Consider the following 23,704-nt stretch of genomic DNA (forward strand, 5'->3'; position numbering starts at 1 on the left):
GATCAGGCCTCCCTCAGGGCGCTGGTGATGGTGAAGATTCCGTCGTCGTCCTGCAATTGGGATTGGGGGGTGAAACCGGCCTGTCGTACCAGGTCGTTGATCTCCGACTGCGGACGCAGGCGCATCACCCAGGGGTCACCGTCACGGTTGATCAGGGTGCGGGCGATCAACTCCAACTGCGGGTGATGGGGCTGGTTGGTATAGATGAGCCGCCCACCCGGACGCATCTGCCGGTGAATGGCGCGCAGCGAGCGAAGCACCCGGGCATTGTCATCGAACAGCTCGTAGAGGCCGGAGACGATGACGATATCCGGGCGTGGCGACAAGGTCGCGATGGAGTCCGGGTCAAAGGCGTCCCCCGGTTCATAAAGCAGCCGGGTCACACCCGACGCGCGGGCCAGTTCGCGCCCCTCTGCCAGTCCTTCCAGGTCCCGGTCCCGGCAGACGGCGCTGATGGCGGGATCCTGGCGCTGGCGCATCACCTCGATCAGATAACGTCCCGGCCCGCCCGCCATGTCCACAAGATGCACGGCCTTCTCGGGTGTGCGGAGGGCGTCGATGGCCCGGTTCAGTTGTCTCTCCAGATGCAGGCGGCGCTGACGAATGCCGACCCAACCGGCGCTATCGAGGTAGTGGCGATCGATGAGCCGGCCCAGCGGGCCCAGACCCCTTGCCTGGTTGCGATAGACGTAGTCGAGGGTGCGTCCGGAATCGAAGCCGCTCTCCCAGCCCAGGCGCACACCCTCGCTCAGGCGACCCAGGGTCTTCAGGCCGAACCGGCTCGCGCCGAACTTCCAGCGGGCGGGAGAGAGCAGGGGAAGCGGTTGTTGCAGCTGGCTGTATCGGTCTTGATTGCAGGCACCGGTATAGGCGCCGGCACCGATCTGCACCATCCGGGTCGGTGTGCGGGTGAACTGGCGGGTGATGAATTCGCGCGCCGCGGCGATGGGGATGTGCCGGTCCCGCTCATGAAAGATCTCGTGATAGAAACCGGGCAGGTTCTTGAACACCTTCTCCCGGCTGCCCAGGTTGTCGAACAGGCGCCGCTGCGCCGCTTGCTGTACCACACGGTCGCGGCCGGCGGAGAGGATCAGGGTCGGCACCCGGATGCCATTCGCACTATCGATCAGTCGCTCGGCGGTATCAAACAGACTGGTCAAGACCCGGACCGCGATGCGCGGCGAAATCAGCGGATCGGCGCGGCGTGCCGCTGCCTCCGCCTTGTCGTGGGTCAGCATGCCCGGTTTGACATAGCTGCTGATATGGGCGTCGGGTCGCAGGCGCTGCAGCAACCGGAGTCCGGTCAGGGCGGCCGGCACGTAGAGCTTGATCTTGAGGGCGGGGGAGCCGAGTACCATGGCGCGGATGGGCGGGGCGTAGTCATTCACCCAGGTGGCGGCGATGACACTGCCGACGCTGTGACCGATGAGCGCCATCTCTTCGAGCGGGATACGGTATTCATCCGACAGGTGGCGCACGAAGGCTTCGGCGTCACGCACATAGTCCAGGAAGTGGCGGGCAAAGCCCCGACTCCCCGGGGAGAAGCCATGGCCCCGGGCATCCCAGGCGAAAATGGCAAAATCCTTCAGTTCCAGCTGCTCCACAAGCTCCTGAAAACGCCCCGAGTGCTCGTGTCCGCCGTGGAACAGGATCAGCGCCCGGGTGCAGGGCCGGGCCGGCAGCCAGTAGCGGTAGAAGAGTTCGCTGCCGTCCCAGGTCTGCATGTGCGCTTCGCCGGACAGGGGGGTGGGTTCAGGGGTGGTTAGAAGGCTTTCTGCTGCGATGTGCATGATTTGATGCTCCTGTTTTTGATATGCATCGCTGCTATTGCAACCCCCTTGCCAGTTTTTGTTATCAGTAAAAAATCAAGATATTACATATAGATAAAGGCAGTTATCAGAGCCTTGCGTCTGGTGAATAATGTCTACATCATGCAAATATGCATGCATAATATACAAAAAATGTATAATCAATCCGGCGGCTAATTCAGGAGATCAATAATGCTGAAGGAGAGGGAGAGGCAGTTTTTCCAGCAACTGGAGGAGACCATATACAGCAACCCGTTCAGTATCGATCCGGCAGTACTGGGGGCGCGTTTCCCCGGTGTGTCCCCCGGTATTTCTCCAGGACGCGAAGGGCTGGATAGCGGTGCCCACTACTTCAGCGTGATCGCGGCTCCGCTGGAGCGGATGCTGGCCGGCCTGGCGGAACGCGGCATCACCCGCCTGCAGCAACTCAGCGCTGAAGAGCGTGAATGGTTGAAACACGGCCTGTTGTTTCGCAGCTACCATAACTGTACCGAAGCGCTGGACCGGCATATCGAACAGCAACTGGCGCAGCCGGATCGCCCGCTGCCGGTCCCCTTCGCCAAGGCGGTGGTGGGCGAGCTGGAGCAGTGTGGCTTTTCCGCTCGCGAGGCGCTGCGCTATTTCGGTTTCTTTTTCCAGTTGCGCCGCGCCTACTATTTTATCGATCGGGCGCTGGTGGGACGCACGGCCTCCATGCAGGCGCTACGACGTGGCTTGTGGAATCTGCTGTTCACCGAGGATGCGCGTCTCTATGACCGTTATCTGTGGGACCGGATGGAGGACTTCTCGACCCTGTTGCTGGGCGAGACCGGTACCGGCAAGGGCGCGGCAGCGGCGGCCATCGGGCGCTCCGGCTATATCCCCTACGACCCCCAGGGCGGCTGTTTCCGTAGCGCCTTCACCCAGGCCTTTATCGCCACCAACCTGTCCCAGTTTACGGAAAACCTCATCGAATCGGAGCTGTTCGGGCATCGCAAGGGGGCGTTTACCGGGGCGGTGGACACTCACACGGGGCTGTTGGGCCGCTGCAGCCGTTACGGCTCCCTGTTCCTGGATGAGATCGGGGATGTCAGCGTTACCGTACAGATCAAACTGCTCAAGGTATTGCAGGAGCGGCGCTTCTCCCCGGTGGGAAGCCATGAAGAGAAGCGCTTCTCCGGACGCCTCGTGGCCGCCACCAACCGGTCCCTGCCGGAACTGCGCCAGAGCGGCCGCTTCCGGGATGACTTCTACTACCGGGTGAGTTCGCAGGTCCTGCACATGCCCTCGCTCCGCCAGCGACTGGCAGAGTCCCGGGAGGAGCTGGTGTTGATGGTGAGGCTGCTGCTCGAACGCATGCTGGGCGGCCCCGTCGAGCAGGTACTCGATCAGGTGATGGGCATTATCGCACGGGATCTGCCTGCCGATTATCCGTGGCCGGGAAATGTGCGGGAACTGGAGCAGGTGATACGTCGCTGTCTGTTGTCCCGACAGCTGCTTCCGGAGGAGTTCGCCTGTGAGTCGGGGGCGGACGACGGCGGGTGGTCGGTCGGCCAGGCGCCGACGGCGCGCCAGCTGCTAAGCCGGTATTGCGAGCAGCTTTTCCGCCGCTATGGCACCTATGAGGCGGTCGCCAGGCACTCGGGACTGGACCGCCGGACGGTGAAGAAATACCTGGAGATGACTACTGCGGAGTCCGGTTGACGGTCCTACAGCAACGGCTCCAGCGGCAACAGCTCCCACAACCACAGCTTCACCCGCTTCATACCGCCACCGCTGTCCGGCTCGTCCACGCCGGCGCGCCAGCTGTTCTCCGGTTGCATATCCCGTTCAATGGCCTGCCTGAGCTGACGGGCAATCCCGGCGTCATGAATCACTACCCCGACCTCCGTGTTCAGGTTGGCCGAGCGGGGGTCCAGGTTGAAGGTGCCGATATAGGCGATCCGGTCATCCACCACCAGGGACTTGGCGTGAATGGCGAACAGCGGCGGTTCGCGGGTCGGCGGGACCGGGCGGGTCATCAACTCCCGTGCTATCGGCGCGTCGGGCTTGAACTCATAGATCTCCAGCCCGGCCGCCAGCAGTGCCTCCCGCTGTTTGGCGTAACCGGAATAGGCCTGAAGGTTGTCGGTGGAGGCCAGGGAGTTGGTGACGATGCGCACCTGGACGCCGCGCCGGATCAAATCGCTGAACAGGGTCAGGCCGCCCTCGGGCATGACCAGGTAGGGGCTCTGAATGGTGATGCTCTGACGCGCCCCGGCGATCAGTTCGACCAGTGAGCGGGTGGTGTTGCCGCCACCGCCCAGTCCCTCATGGCCCGGATTCTTGCCGGGCTGGTCACTGATGAAGCGGACATCCGTCCAGCGCATCGCCGCGATCATGGCGGGTGCGTCGCTGGCCATCCTGGCCAGTGCGTCACGCACCTCCGGGGCGAAGTTGGCGGGGTCTTTGGCGTAGCCATGCAGCCAGACGCGGTAGGCGTCGATCTGCTGCACCGACAGGTTCAACTGCTTATCCGCCAACAGCCGCTCCAGCGGGACGCTGAGCGGGTGGTCCCAGAATTGCTCAAAGCTCTGCTGCATCCGTTGCACCACGGGACCGCCCAGCAGCACATCCCGATCACGGAAGTTGTACTCCTGGTCATGGTCGTAATACTCATCGGCCATGTTGCGGCCGCCGGTGATCGCCGCAGTGCCATCGTAGATCACGCTCTTGTCATGCATGCGCTGATTGGAGGCACGGAAATCACTCACCAGTCCCCACGCGCGCTGCCAGAAAGAGACGCCGACCGAGTGCATCGGATTGTAGATGCGGATCCGCACATTGGGGTGGGCGGCCAGGGAGAGCAGGGTTTCGGCTTCGGCATCGATCAACAGGTCATCGACGATAATGCGCACCTTTATCCCGCGCTCGGCCGCGCGTAGCAGCGCCTCGCTGGAGAGGGTGCCGATGTTGTCGGTACTCCAGATGAAGTACTGCACGTCGATGGAACGCCTGGCCTGTTCCACCAGCCAGGCCCGCGCCAGCAACGACTGCTCCCCTTTCTCCAGCAGGTAGACCCCGCTCTTGCCCGGATGATCGCCGGCGATCCGGGGCAGATCGGCCAGCTGGAGCCCGGCCGAGCAAGGCACGAGTGGTGCGAGCAGCAACAGGGTGAACAGGGCACGAGTCAAAAGGTGGGCCATTGATGCGTTCTTAAGTTGTGGAAGCAGGTCCTGTTACGGTGGCCGGGCGGTGCCGGGGATCGCGCTTCCGGATTGAAGCGGATCGACCGCGCCAGTTTAATCGACTCCCGCCCTTCTCAACAGGGCCGGTCACCGAATTTGATGCGTCAGCCGCTGTTGGTCGGCGGGGAGGTGAAGGGCTCTGGCTGGTGAAACGGGGAGAGGAGGGTGGGTTGGCGCCGGGTGCGGCGCGGATGAATGCTCAGTGTTCACCCTTGGTCTTGCGGATGCCCGCCAGGCGGTTGCCCTGTTTCTGCGGCCCACCCATGGGGAAGATGTCGTGCAGATAGCGGGTGTTGCCGCGTTCGCTTCCCCAGACCTTTCTGAAGTGTTTGATCATGTCGCGCACCTGGGCCTGGACATGGTGCTGGTGATAGTAATCGCGGATGAAACGGATCACCTCCCAATGTTCCTCCGTCAGTGTCAGGTGCTCTTTTGCCGCCTGCGCCAGGGCAAAGCCTTCAGACCAGTCGTCCAAATCCTGGATATAACCCTCCTGATCGGTGGCGATCCGCTGGTTATCGAAGGTGACGTATTCGGTACGTATGGCAAAGGGGTTGGTTTTCATCGATTCCTCGCGCTGCGGCAGGCGGTACTGGAGCCAGTATAAATAGGGGAGCAGTATTCAACAAACGAATATTATTGTTATTTAATATCGTAATATTCGATATGATAAGGCCATCCGCACCTGGCCGAGGAGGGCTGCCATCCATGGACATCGAGTTCGCCCGCACCTTTCTGGCGGTGATCGCCGCCGGTAACTTTGTCAACGCCGCCGGTAAGTTGCACATCACCCAATCGACCGTCAGTGCCCGCATCAAGACCCTGGAGCGGCAGTTGGGTACCCCGCTGTTCCGCCGCGGCCGGGGCGGGGCCGAACTGACGGCGGCCGGGCGGCGCTTTCTGCGCCACGCCAAGGTGCTGGTGCGCACCTATGAGCAGGCGCGTCATGACGTGGGGCTCTCCAGCGGTTTCAGCGCCGGGCTGACCCTGCAGGGACGCATCGCCCTGTGGGACGGATTCCTGCCGCACTGGGTGGAGTGGATGCGCCAGAGCGCTCCGGACATCTCGCTGCGGCTGGAGATCGGCTTCGAGGAGGGGATCATGCAGGGACTGGTGCAGGGGGATATCGATATCGGCGTGCTCTACACCCCGCAGAGCCGGCCCACCATCGCCGCGGAGTACATCTTCGGCGAGTCGCTGGTCTTGATCACCAGCGCCCCGAACCGCCGCTGGCAGGACTCCAGCTATGTGCACGTCGATTGGGGGCCGGAATTCCTGGCCCAGTTTTCCGCCCGCTTCCCCGATATGGACACCTCGGCGCAACGGGTCAATATCGGCTGGCTGGCCATGCAGCTGATCAACAATCACGGCGGCTCCGCCTACTTTCCCATGCGCCTGGTGCGCCACCTGATCCGCGCGCAGCGGCTGTTTCCGGTGGAGGACAGCCCGCTGATTACCCTGCCGGTCTACATGGTTTATCCGCTGGACCGGCAGGAGCCGCACATCGTCACCGCCATCACCGGCCTGCGTGAACTGGGGGCCGAGGAGGACCTGCGGCAGTCGCGGGACGACCTCGCCCCGCCCGCCTGATTCTACCCACTCGGGTCGGGCGTCGGCCCCTGTTCCGCCCACGGCATGGCGTCTTCTTCCGCTCAGGCAGATTGACAAGACGATTAAAAGGTATAAAGTGAGTAACTAATTACTATCTTTATTGGGAGCAATCATGGCACTTCATGTCAAACACCTGCCGGCCGAGGAGCGGCGCGCCATCACGGTCGAGACGGTGGTGGAACTGGCTGCCGAACAGAATCCCAGCGACATTACCACCGCCGCCATCGCCAAGCGCATGGGGCTCACCCAGGGCGCGCTGTTCCGCCATTTCCCCAACAAGGACGCCATCCTGCGCGCGGTGATGGAGTGGGTGGCGGAGCGCCTGTTGTCGCGGGTGGATAAGGCGATCGGGTCGGTCAATTCCCCCGGTGCGGCGCTGGAGGCGATGTTCATGGCCCACGTGGGCTTCGTGGCGGAGCACCCGGGGGTGCCGCGCATGCTGTTCGGCGAGCTGCAGCACGCCGGTGAGACGGCGCCGAAACGCATGGTGCAGACCCTGATCGGCCGCTATGGCGAGCGGGTGCGTAAACTGATCGAGGCTGGCAAGGCGGCGGGGGAGCTCGATCCGGCGCTCGATACCGAGGCGGCCGTCAGCCTGTTTGTCGGCACCATCCAGGGGCTGGTGATGCAGTCGCTGCTGGCGGGCGATGTGCAACGGATCAGCCGTGATGCGCCGCGCGTATTTGCCATCTACCGGCGTGGCATCGGGAGTGGGCGGTGAAACGGCTGCCGATCCAGGGCCGTACCCTGGGGCTGCTGGCGGTGCTGTTGCCGCTGCTGGGGCTGTTCGTCTACGTGGCTGTGCGTTCCGGTCCGCTGGCGCCGGTGCCGGTCACCCTGGCTACCGTGGAAGAACACACCCTATCACCCGCGCTGTTCGGCATCGGCACCGTCGAGGCCCGCTACCGCTACAGGATCGGCCCCACGGTCGCCGGACGGGTCAAGCGCCTGGAGGTGCAGGTCGGTGATCGGGTCCGGGCGGGGCAACTACTTGGGGAGATGGAACCGGTGGACCTGGAGGCCCGGCTGCTGGCCCAGGCGGCGGCACTGAAACGCGCCCGGGCGCAGTTGCGCGAGGCCGAGGCGGCGCGCGCCTACGCGCGGTCGCAGGCGTTGCGATACGAAAAATTGCTCGCTGCGCATACGGTCAGCGAGGAGGTGGTGGCCGGCAAACGGCAGGAACGGCTGTTGACCGGGGCGGCCCTGGACGGGGCCCGCGAGGAGCTGGTGCGCGTCGGCGCGGAACAGGAGGCGCTGCAGGCGCAACGCGACAATCTGCGACTGGTCGCACCGGCCGACGGTCTGGTGACCCTGCGCGGCGCCGATCCCGGCACCACGGTGGTGGCCGGCCAGGCGGTGGTGGAGCTGATCGATACCAACAGCCTGTGGATCAACGTGCGCTTCAACCAGACCGAGGCGCAGGGACTGCGGGCGGCGCTGCCGGCCGGGATCGTGCTGCGTTCCCGCGCCGGGCAGCGGCTGGCGGGCCAGGTGCTGCGGGTCGAGCCGCTGGCCGACCAGGTCACCGAGGAGACCCTGGCCAAGGTGAGTTTTGCGCGTCTTCCCGATCCGTTGCCGCCGCTTGGTGAACTGGCAGAGGTGACGGTGAGCCTGCCCGGGTTGCCGTCCGCGCCGGTGATTCCCAATGCCGCGATCCAGCGGGTCAAGGGCCGTCTCGGGGTCTGGCAGGTGAGCGGGGGCGACCTGCGTTTCACCCCGGTCGAGCTGGGTGTTGCCGGTCTCGACGGCCGGGTTCAGGTGCGTGAGGGGCTGAGAAGCGGAGATCGTATCGTTGTCTACAGTGCCCGGGCGCTGAGCGCCCGGAGCCGGATTACCCCGGTGGAGCGTCTGTCCGGAGCCGGATCGTGATCAGCCTGGCCGGCCGCGATATCCTGCATGCCTGGGGCAAGTTCGTCTTCACCGGCATCGGTCTGGGCCTGCTGATCGGGGTCACCCTGACCATGGCCGGTGTCTATCGCGGCATGGTGGACGACGCCCGGGTGCTGCTGGACAACAGCGGCGCCGACCTCTGGGTGGTGCAGCGGGATACCCTCGGGCCCTATGCCGAATCCTCCAGCCTGCATGACGATGTGTGGCGCGGCGTGCGCGGTCTGCCCGGGGTGGCGCGGGTTGCCAACGTCACCTATCTCACCATGCAGGTACGCCAGGGTGAGCGCGACGTGCGCGCCATGGTGACCGGCATCACCGCCGGCGAGCGCGGCCTGCCCGGCTGGCCGCCCCACTTGGTGGCCGGGCGGCAGATCACCCGGGGACACTACGAGGCGGTGGCCGATGTCGCCAGCGGATTCAAACTGGGCGAGCGGATCCAGATCCGCCGCAACGCCTACCGTGTGGTCGGCCTGACCCGGCGCATGGTCTCCTCCAGCGGCGATCCGATGGTGTTCATCCCGCTGCGGGATGCCCAGGAGGCGCAGTTTCTCAAGGACAACGAGGCGATCCGCCAGGAGCGTCGGCGCACCGCCGACAATCCCGCCTTCAACCGCCCCGGGGTGCCCGGGCTGCTGGACGCGGTGATCGACTCGCAAAGCAGCAACCCCTACGTCAACGCGGTGCTGGTGCAACTGGCGCCGGGACATGCCGCGGCCACGGTGGCCGATTCGATCCGCCGCTGGAAGCGGCTCACCGTCTACACCCGCCCGCAGATGGAGGAGATCCTGGTCGGCAAGCTGATCGCCACCTCGGCCCGGCAGATCGGCATGTTCCTGGTGATCCTGGCCATTGTCAGCGCGGCCATCGTGGCCTTCATCATCTACACCCTGACGCTGGGCAAGATCCGCGAGATCGCGGTGTTGAAGCTGATCGGCACCCGCAACCGCACCATCGCCGCGCTGATCCTGCAGCAGGCGATCGCCCTCGGGGTGATCGGCTTTGCGGTGGGCAAGATCACCGCCACCTTCTGGGCGCCGGTGTTCCCCAAGTACGTGCTCCTGCAGCCGCTGGATTCAGTGATCGGATTCGGTGCGGTGATGGTGATCTGCGTACTGGCCAGCGTGATTGCCATCCGCGCCGCCTTGAAGGTCGACCCGGCCGAAGCGATCGGAGGTTGAGATGAGCGGCAAGGGTATCCGCATCGAAGGCTTGACCAAACGCTACGGCCGGGGCGATACCGCCGTGGACGCCCTGAAGGGGGTCGATATGCAGGTGGCCCCGGGCGAGGTGGTGGGGCTGATCGGGCCGTCGGGGTCAGGCAAGAGCACCCTGCTCAAGTGCCTGGGCGCGGTCATCGAACCGACCGCCGGGCGCATGATCCTGGGTGACGAGGTGATCTACGACGACGGCTGGCGAGTGGGCGATCTGCGCGCCCTGCGACGTGACCGGATCGGCTTCGTGTTCCAGGCCCCCTACCTGATTCCGTTTCTCGATGTGACCGACAACGTGGCGCTGCTGCCGATGCTGGCCGGACAGCCGAACGCGGAATCCCGCCGCCGGGCGCTGGAGTTGCTGCAGGGGCTCGATGTGCAGCACCGCGCCCGGGCCATGCCGTCGCAGCTCTCCGGCGGCGAGCAGCAGCGCGTGGCGATCGCCCGCGGCCTGGTCAACCGGCCGCCGGTGATCCTGGCCGACGAACCGACCGCGCCGCTGGACAGCGAGCGGGCACTGGGGGTGATGCGCATCCTGAACCGGATGGCACGCCGCTTCGAGACCGCCATTATCGTCGTCACCCATGATGAGAAGATCATCCCGACCTTCCGGCGCATCTACCACATCCGGGACGGCGTGACCTACGAGGAGGCCGGCGAGGGGCGGGGCTTCGATTAGGCGGGCCGCCCTGTTCCGGCCACGCACCGCCCGCTGTTCAACCCGGCCATTCAACCCCGCCATTCAACGGGCCAACGAGGGAGTCAGGCATGCGCAACCAGGTCAATATCAGCGGCGAGGAGCTGCGTCTCCTGCTCGAGGATCGGGCGGCCGGTCGGCGCGGCGCGCAGCCCTCGCCGCTCTCTGATAGACTTTTTCCTGAATGCCCGGAGTCTCCAGGCCGGACACCCCCGTACCCGAGGAGAAGTACCATGTCGATCGATATGACGCCGCACTATCACGCCCTGCAGCGCATGTACCTGGCGGCCCCGATCAACCAGCTCTACCAGCCGGAGATCACCGTCGCGGAAGGCTGGGCGGAGGTCACCATCGAGCTGCGGGAGGAGTACCACCACTCGGCGGGGGCGGTGCACGGCTCGGTCTATTTCAAGATGCTGGACGACGCGGCCTTCTTCGCCGCCAGCTCCCTGGAGCCGGAGCTGTTCGTCCTCACCGCCTCCTTCACCACCTACCTGATCCGGCCGATCGTCAGCGGCGAGATGCGCGCGGTGGGCCGGGTGGTCAGCCAGACCCGCACCCAGTTCATTGCCGAGTCGATCGCCTACAACGCCCGCGGGCAGGAGCTGGCGCGCGGCAACGGCATCTTCGTCAAGGGCAAGCACCGTTTGGACGAGGCCCTCGGTTACGCCGAATAGGGCGGCCGCAACTAGGCGATCAGCGCCACGCTCTTCACCTGGGCATAGAGCCGACACCCCTCGTGCAGGCCGATGCCCATGGCCGAGCGCCGGGTGATGCGCGACAGCAGGGTCTGGCCATCTTCCAGTTCCAGGCGCACCAGCAGTTGACTGGGACTGATCTCCCGGGTATCCACCACCCGGGCCGGCAGGATATTGATGATGCTGGTATCGGAATGGGCCTTCAGCGACAGGCTGACATCACGCGCCTGTATCTCCACCCGTGCGCGCTTGCCCACCGCCAGCTCCTGCCGGGGCACGGCGACGCGGCCGCCGAGCATGCCGATCCAGGTGAGGTGGTAGGTCGGATCATGGGCCGATATGCTCCCCTCCAGGATGGAGGTGGCGTCGGCGTAGCGCGCCAGCGAGAGATCCAGGCGCGTCATCATGCTGGAGGCCTCGCCGTAGGCCACCACCTTGCCCTGGTCCAGCAGCACCACCTGGTCGGCCAGCCGGGCGACCTCCCGGGGGTCGTGGGAGACATAGAGCGACGGGATGCCGAACTCGTCATGCAGCGACTCCAGGTAGGGCAGGATGGCCTGCCTGGCGGCATGATCCAGGGCCGAGAGCGGTTCGTCCATCAGCAGCAGCCGGGGCGAGGTGAGCAGCGCCCGGGCGATCGCCACCCGCTGACGCTCGCCGCCGGACAGCCGGTGGGTGGCCCGTTGCAGCAGCGGCCCGACCCCCAGCAGCTCCACCGCGCTGTCGAAGGCGATCTTGCGCTCCGCGGCCGGGATCTGGCGCCAGCCGTACTCCAGGTTGCGGCGCACCGAGAGGTGCGGGAACAGACTCGCCTCCTGGAACACGTAGCCCAGGGGGCGCCGGTGGGTCGGCACGAAGTGGCCGTTGTCCTGCCACAGTTCACCATTGACGCAAACGCGGCCATGATCCGTCCGCAACAGTCCGGCGATGGCCCGCAGCACGCTGGTCTTGCCCGAGCCGGAGTGGCCGAACAGGGCGGTGACGCCGCTGGCCGGGGTGTTGAACACCACCTCCAGGCTGAAATCGCCCAGCGTGTGGGCCAGCGAGACCTCGATATCATTCATGGGATACAAGCCATCGTGTGAGGTTGGCAAGGCAGGCCAATCAACCCGTGAGTAGCTAGCATGGGATATCACTCATGCGCGGTCCCGGCGCAGCCGCCGCTCGGTCAGATACATGGTGTAGACCACCAGAAAGGAGAACAGCAGCATACCGCCGGAGAGCCAGTGTGCCTGGGTCCACTCCAGCGACTCCACGTGATCGTAGATGGCCACCGAGATCACCCGGGTCTGGCCGGGGATGTTGCCGCCGATCATCAGGATGACGCCGAACTCCCCCACGGTATGGGCAAAGCCGAGTACCGCGCCGGTGAGAAAACCGGGCCGGGCCAGGGGCAGGGCGACCGTGAAGAAGCGCCGCAGCGGCGAGGCGCGCAGGGTGGCGGCGACCTCGATGGGGCGCTCCCCCATCGCCTCGAAGGCGTTGCGGATCGGCTGTACCACGAAGGGCAGGGAGTAGATCACCGAGCCGACCACCAGACCGGCGAAGGTGAAGGGCAGGGTGCCGATACCCAGCGCCAGGGTGAGTTCGCCGATCGGGCCGTCCGGTCCCAGCATCAGCAGCAGGTAGAAGCCCAGCACGGTCGGTGGCAGCACCAGCGGCAGGGCCACCAGGGTGCCGATCAACTCCGTCCACCAAGCCCGCGAGTTGGCCAGCCACCAGGCCAGGGGGGTGCCCAGCAGCAGCAGTACCAGGGTGGTGGTGGTCGCCAGCTTCAGGGTCAGCCAGACGGTCAGCCAGTCAACGGCCATTCAATATCTCCGCGGTGGCGCGCCGGGGCGCGGGTCAGGTATCACGCCGTTCCACCAGTTCCGGGTCGGCGGTGATGGCGCGGTAGATCTCGATGCGCGCGCCCTCCTCGGCCGGGGCGTCCAGTTTCATCACCTTGCCGAAGATGCCCACTTTCTGCTTCTCCAGATCGATCTCCGGGAACTGTCGGAGCAGGCCGGAGTGCTCGATGGCCTGGCGCAGGGTGCTGCCGTCCGGCACCTCCAGTTTGAGCCACACCTGCTTGAATCTGTCCGCATAGGCGACGCCTACGTTCATGGTCGAATACCTCCTGGTACAGCGTAAATTTGGGTATACAGTCGTACACTTCGATCGATGCGGTTGCTCACTGCATCCTGCGTCCCTTGTAGCCTGGATGAAGCCCGCCCCACGAAAGCCCGAATAACACGGATCCCCGCGCGGGCGGAATCCGGGGCCTTAGGGCATCTGCTTTAATCCCCCCGGATTGCGCCGCTTCGGGTGCTCGCGCTAATGCCTGTTTCGGTAGTGGCGGCTTCATCCAGGCTACGGGGCTGCATAGGCGACGCCTACGTTCATGGCCTGTTACCTCCTACCGGGCCGCTTCGCCGGCCGGCGTATCGATGGCTTCCAGCGCGCGCCGGCGCCGCGCCGCCACCGCCCGGTCGATCAGCCGCTTGCCCGCCAGCAGGCAACCGAGCACGATAAAACCGCCGGGAGGCAGGATGATCAGCAGAAAACCCTTGTAATCGGGGATCAGCACCAGCTCCAGGAACCGCGCCCAGGAACCGAGCAGCAGCGCGGCATTGGCAAACAGGGTGCCGCTGCCCAGCAGCTCGCGGCTGGCACCCAGGATCACCAGCGCCAGTGTAAAGCCGAGCCCCATCATCAGCCCGTCCAGCAGGGCCGGCAGCGCGTGGTTGCGCGAGGCGAAGGACTCGGCACGCCCGAGGATGGCGCAGTTGGTGACAATCAGCGGAATGAACAGCCCCAGGACCTTGTGCAGGTCATGCAGCCAGGCGTTCAGGAACATGTCCGTCAGGGTGACCAGCACGGCGATGATGAGCACGAACACCGGGATGCGCACCTGCGGGGTGATGAGGTTGCGCAACAGCGAGATCAGCAGCCCGGAGGCGATCATCACCGCGGTCGAGGCGAGCCCCATGCCCAGTCCGTTACTGGCGGTGCCGGTGACGGCTAGCAGCGGGCAGAGTGCCAGGGTCTGGGCGAACACGATGTTGTTGTCCCAGATGCCGTCTTTGATGATACGCCGGTAGTCGCTACTCATGGGTCGCTCCTTCCACCCGGACCACAGGCAGGCCCTTGCTCAGGGGCGGGTCCAGTAGCCGGGTCTTTTGCTGCCGATAGAAAACCAGTCCATTCTCGATCGCCTTCACCACGGCACGCGGGGTGATGGTGGCGCCGCTGAAGGCGTCGAAGCGGCCGCCGTCCTTCTTCACCTTCCACTGCTCCGGTGGCGGATCGCCAAGGGAGAGCCCGTTGAAATCGAGTATCCAGTCGCTCTTCGCCACCTCGATGCCGTCTCCCAGGCCGGGGGTCTCGGCATGGGTGAGCACGCGCACGCCGAGGATCTTTCCGGTCGCGTCCAGCCCCAGGATCAGGCGGATCTCGCCGGCGTAGCCTTGGCTGCTGATCGGGTAGGCCAGGGCACTCACTTGCCCATCGCGGGTGCCCCGATAGATGGTGACGGGCGTTCCGTCCGGTCCGGGCAGTTGCAGCGGGTCGGCCAGCAGGTCGTTGCTGTAGTGACTTTCCGGCACCACCTGGCGCAACGAGACCAACAGGTCCTCGCGCTGCCGCTCCTGGATGGCGTCGCGGGTGACCAGGTTGCCGGCCACCAGCAGCACCGTGGCCAGGGTCGAGAAGCCGCCCAGCAGCAGGGCCGGATAGAGGATGCGTTTACCGGCCATCAGGCATTGCCTCCCTTCTCCGCCTGCTCCGTATAGCTCAACGGCTCGCCCTTGCGGTCGCGGCCGTAGATGCGCGGTTTCAGGTAGTGATCGATCAGCGGGGTGCAGGCGTTCATCAGCATCACCGCGAAGGCGACGCCTTCGGGATAGCCGGCCCAGGTGCGGATGACATACACCAGCAGGCCGCAACCGGCGCCGAACAGCAGCTGGCCACGCAGCGACACCGGGGAGGTCACCAGGTCGGTGGCGATGAAAAACGCACCCAGGATGGCGGCGCCCGACATCAGGTGGGTCAGGGGGCCGACATAGTGATCGGGATCGAGCAGGTGGAACAGGCTCGCCAGCAGCGCCAGGGTGCCCAGCATGGCCAGCGGGATATGCCAGGTGATGATGCGTTTATAGAGCAGGAACAGGCCGCCGAACAGGATCAGCAGGGCGGAGGTTTCGCCCAGGCTGCCGGCGGCCTCGCCGCCGATCAGTTGCCACAGGCTGGCAGTACCCGCGGCGGCCTGATCCAGGCTTACCCCGCGGCCCAGTTCTGTCTTGAAGTGGCCCAGGGTGGTGGCGCTGCTGACGGCATCGATCCCGACCGGGTTGCCGAAGGTGATGGCCAGGCTCTCCACCAGCCCCGGCGCCTGGGCCGAGAACAGCGGCGCGGGGGCGGTGAACAGGGTCATCTCCAGGGGGAAGGAGATGAGCAGCGCCACCCGCGCCACCATCGCCGGGTTGAACAGGTTCTGCCCGATCCCGCCGAACATCTGCTTGCCGATGACGATCGCCAGCAGCGACCCCACCACGCCGATCCACCAGGGTGCCCAGGGCGGCAGGGTCAGCGCCAGCAGCCAGCCGGTGAGCAGGGCGGAGCCGTCCAGCAGGAAGGGCCGCGGCGGCTTGCCGGCGAGGCGCAGCGACAGCGCCTCGGCCAGCACGGCGGCGAGCAGGGTGCTGGCGAACAGGAACATCGCTGGCCAGCCGAACTGGTAGAAACCGAACAGGGTGGCGGGCAGCAGCGCCAGCATCACCAGCCCCATGGTGCGGCCGATGCTGGTCCGGGCATGGGTATAGGGGGCGGAGCGGGGGGACTTCAGGGTCATGGGTTTGCCTCGGCCTGGGCATTTTCAGCTGGTGTGGTTTCAGCCGGCGCGGCCTCGGTCGGCGATGCTTTCTTGGCTTCCTGCTCTTGCTTGCGTTTCAGCATGGCCGCCCGCTTGGCCTGCTTGGCCGCCTCCATGCGGGCGCTGCGCGCCTCCGCCAGGCGCTTGGTCTCGCCCTGCTTGTGCTGGGCGCGCTGGCGCGCGGCCAGCTCGCCCTTGGCGTAGTTGAAACAGTGCACCAGCGGGATATGGGAGGGGCAGACATAGGCGCAGGAGCCGCAGGCGATGCAGTCGAGCAGGCCCAGTCTCACCGAACTGTCCAGGCTGCCGGCGCGAATGTGGGCCGCCATCTCCAGCGGTACCAGGCCGCACGGGCAGGCCTGGACACAACTGGCGCAGCGGATGCAGGGCATCTCCCGGCCCCCCTGGACCTCCTCGTTGGTCAGCGCCAGCAGGCCGTTGCTGCCCTTGACCACCGGCACCCGGGTGCCGGGCAGCGGTTGTCCCATCATCGGGCCGCCGCTGATCAAGCGGCTCGGCTCGCGGGTGAAACCGCCGCAGTAGTCGATCAGGTGTGACAGCGGGGTGCCCAGCGGCACCCGCAGGTTGCGCGGGGTGCGGATCGCCCCCCCGGACACCGTCATCACCCGGGAGATCAGCGGGCGGCCATGGCGCAACGCCTCATATACCGCCAGCGCGGTGGCCACGTTATGCACCACGATACCGAGCTCGGCGGTGAGTCCCCGGGCCGGGGTCTCACGGCCGGTGAGGGTCTGCACCAGGTGTTTCTCGGAACCCATCGGGTAGCGGGTGGGCAGGCCGACCACCGTGACGGCGGGGTAATCCCGGGCGGCGGCGCGCATCGCCTGCTGGGCGGCCGGCTTGTTGTCCTCGATGGCGAACAGCACCCGTTCCACGCCGAGGCCGCGGGCCATCAGCCGCACGCCGTCGAGCACCTGCCCGGGCTGCTCGCGCATCAGCCGGTCATCACAGGTGAGATAGGGTTCGCACTCGGCACCGTTGATCACCAGGGTGTGCAGGCGGTAGCGCTGGCGCAGGTTGAGTTTGACCGCGGAGGGGAAGGTGGCCCCGCCCATGCCGACGATGCCGGCCTCGGCGACCCGCCGGGCGATCTCCTCCGGTGCCAGGCTGAAGGGTTCGGCGACCGGATCGAGGCTGTCGATCCACTCCTCCCGGCCATCGGGTTTGAGGGTGATGGTGCGCACCGACAACCCGGAGACGTGGTGCGCCGGATAACCGCCGATGCCCATGATGCGTCCCGAGGTGGGTGCATGCACCGGGGCGGAGATGGCGCCCTGGCTGCGGGCCAGCAACGCCCCTTTTTTGACCATTTCGCCACGCCTGACCAGCGGCTCGGCCGGCGCGCCGATATGCTGCTGCAGCGGGATATGCAGCAGCGGCGGCATGGGCAGCGGCTCGATCGCCTGCTCGGCGCTCAGCCGCTTGCGGTCCTCGGGGTGAACGCCGCCACGAATACTGAACAGCTTGAACTTCTTCGCTTTATCCATATCAGGCCGCCCGGGCCGGTTCCGGCCAGTACCAGGTCTGCAGGGTCGCCTCGATCGGGCGCATCTCGATGCACTCGGTGGGGCACACCTCGTAACACTTTTCGCAGCCGGTACAGGCGTCGATGAAGACCGCGTGGATCTGTTTCGGCCCGCCCAGGATGGCATCGGTCGGGCAGCGCTTGAGGCACTTGGTGCAGCCGACACAGAGGTTCTCATGGACAAAGGCGACCCGGGGCTCCTGCTCCACCACATCGGAGAGATCGACGCTGACCCCCAGCTTCTCGGCCAGCTGCTCCACCAGGGCCTTGCCGCCCGGCGGGCAGAGGGTGACCGGCGCCTCGCCGTTGGCGATGGCGGCGGCCGCCGGCGCGCAGCCCAGGTAGCCGCACTGGCCGCACTGCGAGCCGGGCAGCAGTCCTTCGATCTCGGCCTGCAGTGGATTGCCCTCCACCGCCAGGTAGGTGGCGGCCACGCCCAGTATGGCCCCCATGATGATGCCCATGGCCGTAATGATGAAAATGGCTGAAATCATCCCGTTATCTCCCTAGGCCGTGGTCAGTCCGGCAAAGCCCATGAAGGCGAGCGACAGCAGCCCGGCCACCACGCAGGCGATGGGCGTGCCCCTGTAGGCGGCCGGTACATTGGCCAGCGCCAGCCGCTCGCGCAGCCCGGTGAACATCACCAGCACCAGGGTGAAGCCCAGGGCCGAGCCGAAACCGAACAGCAGGCTCTCCAGCAGGCTGTTCTCCTGCTGTGAATTGAGCAGCGCCACGCCGAGCACCGCACAGTTGGTGGTGATCAGCGGCAGGAAGATCCCCAGCACCTGGTAGAGTGCCGGCGAGGTCTTGCGGATCGCCAGTTCGGTGAACTGAACCACCACCGCGATCACCAGGATGAAGGTGAGGATGCGCAGGAAACCGAGATCCAGCGGGGTGAGCACGAAATGCTCCAGCAGCCAGCCGGCGAAGGCGGCCAGGGTCAGTACGAAGGTGGTCGCCAGGCCCATGCCCAGGGCGGAGTCGAGCTTGTTCGACACCCCCATCAGGGGGCAGAGCCCGAGAAACTTGACCAGCACCACATTGTTGACCAGGGCGCTGGAAAGGATGATCAGAAAGTATTCCATCGACTGTACGGATTCGTTGATAAGACAAACGAGCCATCGCAAGGAGTATGCCAGTCGCCCGTGGGGTGCCCTTGGCGTGGCTCGACGCGGTGCGGTTTTGTTCGGTTATTGCACTGATTTGAATGGGTTATTCGGTCGGGCAGGGGGCCACCGGGCGGACGCCGGCGGGCTCGCGGCGGGAAAACTGCCGGGGCGCGACATGTCGGGTTTGTTACAGACGCCACAGGTCTGTTTGTCGGGTTGTCGACAGGTGATCCCTTAACAGGAGGGTAGGGGCAGGCCCCTGTGCCTGCCCGGGTCGATGGCGCGGTGAACAGAAGGGCAACCACGGGGGGTTGCCCCTACGGGATTGTGACCCCTTAACAGACCTGCTCAATAGGTGGTATGCCTTTTGCTACAGCCCGGGTAATGAACTATCGGCATTTGGGAAGCACCGCCATGATCCAGCAAAAATCCAGCGCCGCCAGTGGTGAGGTGATGGACGCCATCAGCCGCTTTCTGGCCGCCCCGCCCGAGGGTACCCCGGCGGAAATCATCGAGGCGTTCAACAGCTTCGGCGGTGGCCGGTTCCTGCCGCCGAAGCTGTTCCTCGAGACCGTGGAACAGGCCCCGGTGGCCATCTCAATTACCGATGCGTCAGCCAGAATACTCTATGTAAATCATGCCTTTGAGGCGTTGACCGGGTATCAGCGGGACGAGGTGATCGGGCACAACGAATCGATGCTTTCCAGCCGCTCGACCCCGCTCAGTGTCTACCAGGAGTTATGGAAGACCATCCAGGCAAGACAGGTCTGGCAGGGCACCCTGGTCAATCACAAAAAGTGCAAGGAGGAGTACCTGGCCGAGCTGGTGATCTCCCCGGTACTCACCCCCGGTGGGGAGGTCAGCTATTACCTTGGCATGCACCGGGATATTACAGCGGTGCATCAACTTGGACAGCGGCTGAAGTTTCAGAAGAGCCTGACCGAGGCGGCCCTGGATGCGGCGCCCATGGTGGTGGCGATGATTACCGCCGAGCGCAAGGTGCTACTGGATAACCACGCCTACAAGGCGCTGCTGGGGGATTGCCGGGGCGTGGAGCCGGCCGGGCTGTTCCTCGATGCCCTGGAGCAGCAGATCGATTTCGACCTTGCCGGTGCCTGCCGCACCGGCAAGGGCTTTACCAATGTGGAGATCCGCCTAGACCTGGCGGGCAGTGCTGCACCAAGGTGGTTCAGCTGCTCGGCGGTGCGGGTCGATGAACTGGACGAGGCGGCGCAGAACTATTTCAAACAGCAGGAGCAGACACGCTACTGCCTGCTGTTGATCGCCAACGAGGTGACCGGCAGCCGCAAGCGCATCAACGAGGTGCGGCTGAACATGATCCGCGCCGGCATGGCGGAACAGCAGATGGTGGAGACCATGCGCGAGGCGATCTCGGGCGCCATCTTCAAGATGCAGGTGCCGTTCAACATCATCCGCGCGGCCCTGGCCATGCCCGGTACGGGGTCCGATCAGTGCGGCGTCTGCCAGGTGCTGCACCAGGCCCTGGAGAGCGGCAACGAGGCGATGGAGAGCCTGCAGGCGGCCCTGCCCAGCCGCACGGCGGAGCAGGCCTCGATGGTCAACATCAACGAGATCCTGCACGAGGTGATGCGGCTGTCGACCGAGCGGCTGCTGGCCTCGGGGGTGGTGGTGGACTGGCGCCCGGCCACGGTGCTGTCGAGCGTGACCGGCCGGCCCAACGCCCTGCGCGGCCTGTTCAAGTATCTCATCGACAACGCCATCCAGGCGGTGAACGAGTCCGGCCAGGACTACCGGGAGATCCGCCTGCAGACCCGGCAGCTGGACCAGGAGCTGGTGGTCGAGGTGATGGACAACGGGCCGGGCATCCCGGAAGCGATGCGCCTGAAGGTATTTGAGCCGTTTTTCTGCGGCTGGTCGCGCGCCGGCGAGCACGCCGGCATGGGCCTGACCATGGCGCAGGAAGTGATACTGGGACACGGCGGCAGTATCGAGATCGATGCCGATTTCTGCGGTGGCTGCCGGGTCTTCGTGAGACTGCCCATCAACGGGATGGGAGGAGTTTGAGGTGATGTGTGTAACCGATAAATCGGCCGCAGCGGGAAAGCTGGGCCCGGACTGCAAGATCCTGGAAACCACGCTGGAGAGTCTCTACCTGGTGAGCCAGGTGCTCAGCCGCTCGCTCGATTTTCGCGAGACGCTGCAGGAGGTGCTGCGCACCCTGAACGATACCAACGGGCTGCGCCACGGCATGATCGCCCTGCTGGACGAGGCCAGCGGCAACCTGCTGGTTACCGCGCTGCATGAGAACCCGGCGCCCTTCAACCAGATCCATTACAAGCCGGGCGAGGGTATCGTCGGCGCCATCATGGAGGGGGGCGAACCGGTGGTGATCGAACGGCTCTCGGACGAGGACCGCTTTCTCGATCGCCTGGGGGTTTACCACCCGGAACTGCCCTTCATCGGGGTGCCGATCTCCATCGCCGGACAAACCACGGGCGTGCTGGCGGCCCAGCCGCAGGGCGGTTTCAGCCCCCTGGCCCGGCAGCAGCAATTTCTGGAGATGGTGGCCAATCTAATCGGCCAGAGCGTGCGGCTGGCGCGCAAGGTCGAGGACGAACAGCTCGCGCTGAAGAGCGAGCGCGACTCGCTGCGCCGCAAGGTGCGCGGTGAGCACGGTTTTTCCAACATGGTGGGACACACCCGCAGCATGCGCCTGGTGTTCGACCAGATCCGCCAGGTGGCGAAGTGGAACACCACGGTACTGGTGCGGGGCGAGTCGGGTACCGGCAAGGAGCTGATCGCCAACGCCATCCACTACAACTCGCCGCGCGCCAACGGACCGTTCATCAAGCTCAACTGCGCGGCCCTGCCCGACACCCTGCTGGAGTCGGAACTGTTCGGCCACGAGAAGGGCGCCTTCACCGGGGCGATCAGCCAGCGCAAGGGACGTTTCGAGCAGGCCCACGGCGGCACCATCTTCCTCGACGAGATCGGCGAAATCACCCCCGCCTTCCAGACCAAACTGCTGCGGGTGCTGCAGGAGGGGGAGTTCGAGCGGGTCGGTGGCAACCGCACCAACGTGGTGGATGTGCGGGTGGTGGCCGCCACCAACAAGAACCTGGAGTCCGAGGTGCAGGCGGGCCATTTCCGCGAGGACCTCTACTACCGGCTCAACGTCATGCCGATCAACACCCCGCCGCTGCGCGAACGGGTCGAGGATATCCCCGATCTGGTGCGTTTCCTGATCTCCAAGATCGCCAAGAGCCAGGGCCGCGAGCTGGTGCTGGAAGACAGCGCGCTGGGTCCGCTGATGCGCTATGACTGGCCGGGCAATGTGCGCGAGCTGGAGAACTGCCTGGAGCGCGCGGCGGTGATGAGCGATGAGGGTCGCATCGACGGCCGCGTCATCAGTCTGACCGGACTGCAGAGCAGTTTCCAGAACCCCGCCTCCGGCGCATCGGTACCCCGCGTGGATATCGACGATCCCGACCTGGATGAACGGGAGCGGGTCATCGCCGCCCTGGAGCAGGCCGGCTGGGTCCAGGCCAAGGCGGCGCGGATCCTGGGCATGACGCCGCGCCAGATCGGCTACCGCATCCAGACCCTGAACATCAAGGTACGGCAGATTTGATAGAACCGCGACTGACGAAGCGGGGTGCGGCTTGTAGGTTTGGGTGAGCCTGCGAACCCCAACAAGACCCGTAGAAACTATGAAGGGCCATCTGGGTTATCCTCCGAGTTTTGGCGAAAAAACTGGACAGGAGAACGATATGACCCAGATGGCCCTACGGATGAACGATACGACATTTGCATCGGCCTTGTACATGGCTTTGGAGCTGAGCAAGTCCAAATGGAAGGTCGGTTTTAGTTACGGACACAAGCACCGGACGGTGAATGTGGAAGGCGGTGACGTGGCGCGGCTGAAAGCCGTCATTGAGGAGGCGAAGGCGAAGTTCAAGTTACCGGAGACGGTGGTGATCCACTGCTGTTACGAGGCGGGACGCGATGGCTTCTGGCTGCACCGGTTGTTGACGAGCTGGGGGATAGAGAACCTGGTAGTGGATCCGGCCAGTATCGAGGTCAGCCGCCGGGCGCGGCGGACCAAGACCGACCGGGTGGATCTGGAGATGCTGTTGTCGAAGCTGCGCCAGCACCACGGCGGCGAGCGGGTCTGGAAGGTGGTGCGGGTGCCGGATCACCAGGCGGAGGGGGGTCGCCACCTGCATCGCGAGGCGGAACGGCTGAAGAAAGAGCGCAGTGCCCAGGTGAACCGGATCAAGGGCCTATTGTTCGCGCAGGGCATCCGCCTGGAGCAGTTGAATCTGAAGGGGTGGCCGGCCCAGGTGGCGGGTTTTCGGACCTTTGACGGCCAGCCCCTGGCGGAGGATCTGCGGGGAGAACTGCAACGTGCGGGCGCGCGCCTGGCGCTACTCGCCAGCCAATTGGAACAGCTGGAGAAGGAGCAGGACCGACGGGTGCGCGCGGCGGGTGAATCGGGCAGGCCGTTGGCGATGGTCCGCCAGCTGAGGCAACTCAAGGGGATTGGCCGGGTGGCGGGCTGGGTGTTTGTTATGGAGTTTTTCGGTTGGCGCCAGTTTCGTAATGGCAAGCAGGTGGGGGCGCTGGCGGGCCTGACGGGCACCCCCTATGCGAGCGGTGACACCCATCGGGAACAGGGGATCAGCAAGGCGGGCAACCGCCGGGTGCGCAGTCTGGCGGTGGAGATCAGCTGGCTGTGGTTGCGTTATCAACCCGACAGTGCGCTCAGTCGCTGGTTTCGCGAACGCTTTGGCGGCACGGGAAAGCGGCATCGCCGAGTAGGAATTGTGGCGCTGGCCCGCAAGCTGTTGGTGGCGTTGTGGCGATACCTGGAGACGGGTCTGCTGCCGGAGGGAGCGGTACTCAAGGCCGCGATCTGAGCTTGAGTGAGTGTCGCGGACGAGGTTGATACAAGAAAGTGAGTGTGTCGTAAGCGTGTGAGTAAGGTTTTGCGGCTGCCCGAGCCCACCCTGGGTGCACAGTAAAGCACCGTTTGTTGTAGAAGGGGCGCCGCACTTCATTTGGTTGTACTGCAGTCCTGAGGGCGTATGCAGT

At 65.3% G+C, this 23,704-nt stretch carries 22 protein-coding genes; 10 read left to right on the forward strand and 12 right to left on the reverse strand.

The features are described 5' to 3' along the window. Positions 1-2: 2 nt before the first annotated feature. Entirely contained in the window at positions 3-1,790 is a 1,788-nt protein-coding gene (locus tag O9K64_RS17410; protein ID WP_275099382.1) for a bifunctional alpha/beta hydrolase/class I SAM-dependent methyltransferase, read from the reverse strand. A 210-nt stretch (positions 1,791-2,000) separates the two neighbouring features. Here O9K64_RS17410 and O9K64_RS17415 point away from each other — a divergent pair, with 210 nt between their 5' ends. Then, a complete protein-coding gene (locus O9K64_RS17415) occupies positions 2,001-3,491 on the forward strand; it encodes a sigma 54-interacting transcriptional regulator (RefSeq protein ID WP_275099383.1) in 1,491 nt (496 codons plus the stop codon). 5 nt (positions 3,492-3,496) lie between these two features. On the opposite strand, the gene O9K64_RS17420 is transcribed toward O9K64_RS17415, so the two are convergent. Together O9K64_RS17420 and O9K64_RS17425 are read right to left on the reverse strand one after the other, a co-directional pair. Continuing rightward, complete coding sequence (locus O9K64_RS17420) at positions 3,497-4,972, reverse strand: phospholipase D-like domain-containing protein (protein ID WP_275099384.1); 1,476 nt, start codon at positions 4,970-4,972, stop codon at positions 3,497-3,499. Between the two features lie 241 nt (positions 4,973-5,213). Further along, on the reverse strand, positions 5,214-5,579 hold the full coding sequence (locus O9K64_RS17425; RefSeq protein WP_275099385.1) for a TusE/DsrC/DsvC family sulfur relay protein: 366 nt from the start codon (positions 5,577-5,579) through the stop codon (positions 5,214-5,216). 143 nt (positions 5,580-5,722) lie between these two features. Here O9K64_RS17425 and O9K64_RS17430 point away from each other — a divergent pair, with 143 nt between their 5' ends. The 6 genes from O9K64_RS17430 (at position 5,723) to O9K64_RS17455 (ending at position 11,100) form a co-directional block, all read left to right on the forward strand. After that, positions 5,723-6,604 carry a LysR family transcriptional regulator gene (locus tag O9K64_RS17430; protein WP_275099386.1) on the forward strand — a complete coding sequence of 294 codons (882 nt, stop codon included), beginning with the start codon at positions 5,723-5,725 and terminating at the stop codon, positions 6,602-6,604. A gap of 133 nt (positions 6,605-6,737) precedes the next feature. Next, positions 6,738-7,346, forward strand: coding sequence for a TetR/AcrR family transcriptional regulator (locus O9K64_RS17435; protein WP_275099387.1), 609 nt, complete (start codon positions 6,738-6,740; stop codon positions 7,344-7,346). Then, positions 7,343-8,494 (forward strand): efflux RND transporter periplasmic adaptor subunit, encoded by a 1,152-nt coding sequence (locus tag O9K64_RS17440; protein ID WP_275099388.1) that lies wholly within the window; start codon positions 7,343-7,345, stop codon positions 8,492-8,494. The genes O9K64_RS17435 and O9K64_RS17440 overlap by 4 nt, the downstream gene beginning before the upstream one ends. Continuing rightward, a complete protein-coding gene (locus O9K64_RS17445) occupies positions 8,491-9,693 on the forward strand; it encodes an ABC transporter permease (RefSeq protein WP_275099389.1) in 1,203 nt (400 codons plus the stop codon). Before O9K64_RS17440 ends, O9K64_RS17445 begins: the two co-directional genes overlap by 4 nt. Position 9,694: 1 nt before the next feature. After that, complete coding sequence (locus tag O9K64_RS17450; RefSeq protein ID WP_275099390.1) at positions 9,695-10,405, forward strand: ABC transporter ATP-binding protein; 711 nt, start codon at positions 9,695-9,697, stop codon at positions 10,403-10,405. A 251-nt stretch (positions 10,406-10,656) separates the two neighbouring features. Further along, positions 10,657-11,100 (forward strand): PaaI family thioesterase, encoded by a 444-nt coding sequence (locus tag O9K64_RS17455; protein WP_275099391.1) that lies wholly within the window; start codon positions 10,657-10,659, stop codon positions 11,098-11,100. An 11-nt stretch (positions 11,101-11,111) separates the two neighbouring features. Here the strand turns inward: O9K64_RS17455 and modC are convergent, their stop codons facing one another. The 9 genes from modC to rsxA form a co-directional block, all read right to left on the reverse strand. Next, positions 11,112-12,185, reverse strand: coding sequence for a molybdenum ABC transporter ATP-binding protein (gene modC / locus O9K64_RS17460; protein ID WP_275099392.1), 1,074 nt, complete (start codon positions 12,183-12,185; stop codon positions 11,112-11,114). 72 nt (positions 12,186-12,257) lie between these two features. Next, complete coding sequence (gene modB, locus O9K64_RS17465; RefSeq protein WP_275099393.1) at positions 12,258-12,932, reverse strand: molybdate ABC transporter permease subunit; 675 nt, start codon at positions 12,930-12,932, stop codon at positions 12,258-12,260. Positions 12,933-12,966: 34 nt separating this feature from the next. Further along, on the reverse strand, positions 12,967-13,227 hold the full coding sequence (locus O9K64_RS17470; RefSeq protein ID WP_260292423.1) for an RnfH family protein: 261 nt from the start codon (positions 13,225-13,227) through the stop codon (positions 12,967-12,969). A 292-nt stretch (positions 13,228-13,519) separates the two neighbouring features. Further along, on the reverse strand, positions 13,520-14,215 hold the full coding sequence (locus O9K64_RS17475) for an electron transport complex subunit E (protein WP_275099394.1): 696 nt from the start codon (positions 14,213-14,215) through the stop codon (positions 13,520-13,522). Beyond that, complete coding sequence (gene rsxG, locus O9K64_RS17480; protein ID WP_275099395.1) at positions 14,208-14,858, reverse strand: electron transport complex subunit RsxG; 651 nt, start codon at positions 14,856-14,858, stop codon at positions 14,208-14,210. Before rsxG ends, O9K64_RS17475 begins: the two co-directional genes overlap by 8 nt. After that, complete coding sequence (locus O9K64_RS17485) at positions 14,858-15,952, reverse strand: RnfABCDGE type electron transport complex subunit D (protein ID WP_275099396.1); 1,095 nt, start codon at positions 15,950-15,952, stop codon at positions 14,858-14,860. The genes rsxG and O9K64_RS17485 overlap by 1 nt, the downstream gene beginning before the upstream one ends. After that, entirely contained in the window at positions 15,949-17,481 is a 1,533-nt protein-coding gene (gene rsxC, locus O9K64_RS17490) for an electron transport complex subunit RsxC (RefSeq protein WP_275099397.1), read from the reverse strand. The genes O9K64_RS17485 and rsxC overlap by 4 nt, the downstream gene beginning before the upstream one ends. A gap of 1 nt (position 17,482) precedes the next feature. Continuing rightward, a complete protein-coding gene (gene rsxB, locus O9K64_RS17495) occupies positions 17,483-18,013 on the reverse strand; it encodes an electron transport complex subunit RsxB (protein WP_275099398.1) in 531 nt (176 codons plus the stop codon). 12 nt (positions 18,014-18,025) lie between these two features. Further along, complete coding sequence (gene rsxA, locus O9K64_RS17500; protein ID WP_275099399.1) at positions 18,026-18,604, reverse strand: electron transport complex subunit RsxA; 579 nt, start codon at positions 18,602-18,604, stop codon at positions 18,026-18,028. A 438-nt stretch (positions 18,605-19,042) separates the two neighbouring features. Here rsxA and nifL point away from each other — a divergent pair, with 438 nt between their 5' ends. From nifL to O9K64_RS17515, 3 genes are all read left to right on the forward strand, one after another. Then, entirely contained in the window at positions 19,043-20,674 is a 1,632-nt protein-coding gene (nifL, locus tag O9K64_RS17505) for a nitrogen fixation negative regulator NifL (RefSeq protein WP_275099400.1), read from the forward strand. Positions 20,675-20,678: 4 nt separating this feature from the next. Next, complete coding sequence (gene nifA, locus O9K64_RS17510; RefSeq protein WP_275099401.1) at positions 20,679-22,241, forward strand: nif-specific transcriptional activator NifA; 1,563 nt, start codon at positions 20,679-20,681, stop codon at positions 22,239-22,241. Positions 22,242-22,380: 139 nt separating this feature from the next. Then, positions 22,381-23,529, forward strand: coding sequence for an IS110 family transposase (locus O9K64_RS17515; RefSeq protein WP_275099402.1), 1,149 nt, complete (start codon positions 22,381-22,383; stop codon positions 23,527-23,529). Positions 23,530-23,704 lie beyond the last annotated feature (175 nt).

It is taken from the genome of Sedimenticola hydrogenitrophicus, from assembly GCF_029017505.1.
GTDB classification, from domain to species: Bacteria; Pseudomonadota; Gammaproteobacteria; order Chromatiales; family Chromatiaceae; genus Sedimenticola; species Sedimenticola hydrogenitrophicus_A.

Coding starts and splice junctions, on each gene's coding strand:
- O9K64_RS17410 (WP_275099382.1), bottom strand. CDS start 1,790: ATGCACATCGCAGCAGAAAGCCTTCTAACCACCCCTGAACCCACCCCC.
- O9K64_RS17415 (WP_275099383.1), top strand. CDS start 2,001: ATGCTGAAGGAGAGGGAGAGGCAGTTTTTCCAGCAACTGGAGGAGACC.
- O9K64_RS17420 (WP_275099384.1), bottom strand. CDS start 4,972: ATGGCCCACCTTTTGACTCGTGCCCTGTTCACCCTGTTGCTGCTCGCA.
- O9K64_RS17425 (WP_275099385.1), bottom strand. CDS start 5,579: ATGAAAACCAACCCCTTTGCCATACGTACCGAATACGTCACCTTCGAT.
- O9K64_RS17430 (WP_275099386.1), top strand. CDS start 5,723: ATGGACATCGAGTTCGCCCGCACCTTTCTGGCGGTGATCGCCGCCGGT.
- O9K64_RS17435 (WP_275099387.1), top strand. CDS start 6,738: ATGGCACTTCATGTCAAACACCTGCCGGCCGAGGAGCGGCGCGCCATC.
- O9K64_RS17450 (WP_275099390.1), top strand. CDS start 9,695: ATGAGCGGCAAGGGTATCCGCATCGAAGGCTTGACCAAACGCTACGGC.
- O9K64_RS17455 (WP_275099391.1), top strand. CDS start 10,657: ATGTCGATCGATATGACGCCGCACTATCACGCCCTGCAGCGCATGTAC.
- modC (WP_275099392.1), bottom strand. CDS start 12,185: ATGAATGATATCGAGGTCTCGCTGGCCCACACGCTGGGCGATTTCAGC.
- modB (WP_275099393.1), bottom strand. CDS start 12,932: ATGGCCGTTGACTGGCTGACCGTCTGGCTGACCCTGAAGCTGGCGACC.
- O9K64_RS17470 (WP_260292423.1), bottom strand. CDS start 13,227: ATGAACGTAGGCGTCGCCTATGCGGACAGATTCAAGCAGGTGTGGCTC.
- O9K64_RS17475 (WP_275099394.1), bottom strand. CDS start 14,215: ATGAGTAGCGACTACCGGCGTATCATCAAAGACGGCATCTGGGACAAC.
- rsxG (WP_275099395.1), bottom strand. CDS start 14,858: ATGGCCGGTAAACGCATCCTCTATCCGGCCCTGCTGCTGGGCGGCTTC.
- O9K64_RS17485 (WP_275099396.1), bottom strand. CDS start 15,952: ATGACCCTGAAGTCCCCCCGCTCCGCCCCCTATACCCATGCCCGGACC.
- rsxC (WP_275099397.1), bottom strand. CDS start 17,481: ATGGATAAAGCGAAGAAGTTCAAGCTGTTCAGTATTCGTGGCGGCGTT.
- rsxB (WP_275099398.1), bottom strand. CDS start 18,013: ATGATTTCAGCCATTTTCATCATTACGGCCATGGGCATCATCATGGGG.
- rsxA (WP_275099399.1), bottom strand. CDS start 18,604: ATGGAATACTTTCTGATCATCCTTTCCAGCGCCCTGGTCAACAATGTG.
- nifL (WP_275099400.1), top strand. CDS start 19,043: ATGATCCAGCAAAAATCCAGCGCCGCCAGTGGTGAGGTGATGGACGCC.
- nifA (WP_275099401.1), top strand. CDS start 20,679: ATGTGTGTAACCGATAAATCGGCCGCAGCGGGAAAGCTGGGCCCGGAC.
- O9K64_RS17515 (WP_275099402.1), top strand. CDS start 22,381: ATGACCCAGATGGCCCTACGGATGAACGATACGACATTTGCATCGGCC.